At 34.4% G+C, this 3,956-nt stretch carries 2 protein-coding genes and 1 pseudogene; 2 read left to right on the top strand and 1 reads right to left on the bottom strand.

Translation table 11 applies throughout. The features are described 5' to 3' along the window. Positions 1 to 2,780: cytochrome c biogenesis protein ResB (locus tag ABJI11_RS02860; protein WP_348349236.1), on the bottom strand; the 2,780-nt coding region annotated here is incomplete at its 3' end. Between the two features lie 139 nt (positions 2,781 to 2,919). Between ABJI11_RS02860 and ABJI11_RS02855 the strand changes: the two genes are divergently transcribed. After that, on the top strand, positions 2,920 to 3,684 hold the full coding sequence (locus ABJI11_RS02855) for a DUF2520 domain-containing protein (protein WP_348349238.1): 765 nt from the start codon (positions 2,920 to 2,922) through the stop codon (positions 3,682 to 3,684). Beyond that, positions 3,668 to 3,956, top strand: a pseudogene (locus ABJI11_RS02850) (3-deoxy-D-manno-octulosonate 8-phosphate phosphatase); the annotation flags it as partial. The gene ABJI11_RS02855 and the pseudogene ABJI11_RS02850, both read left to right, overlap by 17 nt.

Raw genomic sequence — 3,956 nt, 5'->3', positions numbered from 1 at the left:
AATTCTTTTATATTGATTGCCATTCGTTCTTTATTTTTCTCAGTCGTCAAAATCATTAAAATCAATGAAACCAGACCCAAAATCATACCTACGGTTAAAGGACCGTAACTACCTACGATAACGGCAACGTGGATCATTAACCAATAACTATCTAAAACAGGTTGTAGATTGGCAATTGAAGGATCTATCCAGCTTTGGTGCGCTATCCATAAAAGCATAGAAGTTACAAAAGCAGATGCCGCAAATGTCATATCACTCTTACGCCCCAATGCCCAACCAATACCCATGGTTGCCCAAGCTACATATAAAATACTTTCATAGGCATTACTCCAAGGTGCATGCCCAGAAATATACCAACGCATGACCAAACCGGCTGTATGCCACAAAAATAGTAGCATAATGGTTCCTTTAAAGAAATAAATTGCCACGCGCCAAATAGAACGATCTTTAAATATTTGGAATATTAACGTGAAGAACATCAACAAACCAACAAGCGCATAAAAACGATACAACCTATTGAAAATGTTCAATTTATTATAGATCACCTCAAGATCTACTTTCTGTTGTGAGGGTAAAACTTCACTACCGTGATTGAGCTGATTTTGGTGAAATGCCGCTAACAATTTATCTGCAGAAGCATAATCCCCACTTTGTTGAGCTTTACCCAAAGTCATTAAGTAATAAGGCATCGCATTCTTTACAAAATTAGAATAAAGTGAATCTCTAATTTCATACTGCCCTCCCCTATATTCTACAGCAGATATCCATTTATTATTTTCATCGTCCAACAATGGAAATATCTTAACAATATCTTGCCCTAAAGCTTGATTCAAAAGACTCAATCTAATATTGGCATCTTTAAAATCTTGCTGAAATTTATTCGGATTTGTAGTAGCTGTTGCCTCACGTAAAAAAGGCTCTAATTTGTACTGCCCTTTAGAATCAAAGAAATCTGTAGCTTTCACATATTCTTGACCAGACGGAATACCTATTACATTTCTAATACTATCGTTCTGTGATTTTTTATCCAAAGCAATGAACTCCGTATTGTACCAAACCGCAGGGTTCATCATCATTGATAATAATATCTGATCAGATGTATATCCTAAATAAGAATCTTTTAAGCTTAACTTACGAAGCAGTTCTGATGAAAATGTATTAATTGGCTTCATACGCCCACCTTCATCCTGTATCACTAACTTACCAAACTTATCTGCATGCTCTTTACTGACCATACTAACCTTTAGCAAAGAATCTATCTGTACTTTAGAAGGTGTTTCTTGATGACCTTCTTCTGGCGAATGTTGTTCTTGAGCAAAAGAAGAAAATGAGAATGCCATTAAAACGGCTATAACCCCAAACATCTTTTTCTTTTTAACTTTTAGTTTATCCAAAGAATCTGCTAAATCTTTAAAACGAGTTTTTCCGAAAAACATAATTCCCATTAACCCAATGTATAATAAAAAGTAACCTATATAGGTAATCCAAGTACCCCAAAAATCGTGGTTTACAGATAACGTAGTTCCTTTTTCATCAGGATCAAAACCAGATTGAAAAAAGCGATAACCTTGATGGTCTAAAACATGGTTCATAAAAATATCATAGTCAAAAGGTCTATCATCTTCAATAGTTACCTTACTCATAAATGAGGCATACCCTTTATCAGTACCGGGATATTTATCGGCAATAAAATCATTAAGCTTAATTCCAAATGGTAATTCATGAACCTTAGAACCATATCTAATTGAAAAACCAAGTCCGCCAACATTAACTTTTTCACTAAAATCCGAAGGTCCTTTGCTACCAAGCAATTTAATTTGTTTTGTTTCTCCGTTAGCTGTAACATCAAAGACTATGGCGTCCTGATCTACTTTAGATTTCTCGGCTTCAGGTATTTCAACAATACCATATGAACCTTGCGTAACAGAATCTGGCAAAACAAACTGCATTCCGGCAGTATTATATAAGGAACGTAATACCAAAGGTTGCAAACTATCCTTTACCAACTTCCCTTGAAATTGATCAGCCATACGCATATAATCACCTTCAAACGGCGAATGTATCTGATAGATAGAATCTGTTGCATAAATATTGATGGCTCCTTCAGTTTTATTATTTAACGCAAACAATACATTATGGATACTAGCAACTTTACCATCTTCTAAATAGTGGTCATGACGTTCACCATTTCCTGCTTCAACAATTTTTAAAAATTTGGTACCATTAGCATCTGGCAACAAACCTTGTTTAGCACCTTTAATAAAATCTACGTAAGAAATTTCAAAATCTTCACCGTTGAAATCAGCCTTCCATGGTAAGTTAGATTTTATAGCTTCGGGCGTAACAATTAAATCATCTTCTAATACTTTTCTTCTAGCCTCTCCTTCAATTTCACCGTCTACATAAACAGTCAAGTAAGTTTTATCAGAGTAAAATACATTTTCTGTTTCACCTTCACGTATGGGCATCATACCTTCAAAACTGATGTATCGGGTAACAAAAGCACCAATAATTATTAATACCCAAGATAAATGCAATATCAATACCGCCCATTTCTCTAATCTTAACAAGCGATATCTTGAAATGTTCCCTAAAAAGTTAATTACAAAAAACACCATGATTACTTCAAACCACCAAGCATTATAGATCCAGATTCTTGCTGTCTCTGTGCTGTACCAGCTTTCTATAAAAGTACCGAACGCCATTGCCGTAGCGAAAACGATAAATAAAATGGACATTAAACGTGTAGAAAAGAATATTTTTTTGAACATTTCCGTCATGGAAGCAAGGAGTTGATTTTCAAGATGCAAAAATAAGGTCTTTTCATCATTTACGAATGACTTTTATCTCTTTTAAACTTCACGGAAACTGTTAATTTTAATACAACAAGACTTCTATAAACTTCGTACTTTTGTGAGCATGATATCAGTAGTGATAGTTGGTACCGGCAATGTAGCCCAGAATCTGTTTCATGCATTTCAAAAGTCTGTAAATGTAACCGTAAAACAGGTAATTGGCAGAAATAGAGAACATTTAGCATTTGTACAGAATAAAGCACTCATAAGTACAGACTTTACAGATGAAATTACCGCAGATGTGTATATACTTGCCATATCTGATGATGTTATTGGTAATGTTGCGGAATACTTTAAAGATTCAGACTCACTCTTAGTACATACCTCTGGTGCAACGCCACTTACAGCTTTAAATTCTGTAAAAAAAGTGGGCATATTTTACCCATTGCAAACCTTTACAAAGGGTAAAATAATTTCATTTGATGATATTCCTATATGTATAGAAGCAACCGATGAAAAAGATTTAGAGACATTAACAAAATTAGGTAAATGCCTTAGTAACAATGTCGTTGAAATAGATTCTGAACAACGAAAAACATTACATGTAGCGGCGGTATTCGTTAATAATTTCACTAATTATATGTATACCATTGGGTCTGATATTTGTACGGAACATAACATCGATTTCTCTTTATTAAAGCCGTTAATAAATGAAACAGCTGCAAAATTAAATACGCTAACACCTTTACAAGCACAAACAGGACCTGCTAAACGCGGAGACCAAAAAACATTACACAATCATTTACAAATTATAAAAGACAAACACCAAAGGGAATTGTACACCCTTTTAAGCAACGCAATAAAAGAAAAACATGGAAAAGAGTTATAAAGAGTATCTAAAAGACATCACCACATTTATTTTTGATGTTGATGGAGTTTTTACTGACGGAAGTCTTTTAGTTACCAGTGAAGGAGAGTTGTTACGCAAAATGAGTGTTAAGGATGGTTATGCCTTAAAAGTAGCTCTAAAGAAAGGATACAATGTATGTATTATTACAGGAGGTACTAACGAAGGTGTTCGTATTAGGCTAAAAGCCCTTGGCGTAACCGATATTTACATGGGAGCCCATTACAAAATGGATGCTTTAGAAGAATATATAG

It is taken from the genome of Maribacter sp. (assembly GCF_039968975.1).
Lineage (GTDB): Bacteria > Bacteroidota > Bacteroidia > Flavobacteriales > Flavobacteriaceae > Maribacter.
Note: the sequence above shows the minus strand (reverse complement) of the source record. Positions and strands in the feature narration are given on the sequence as shown.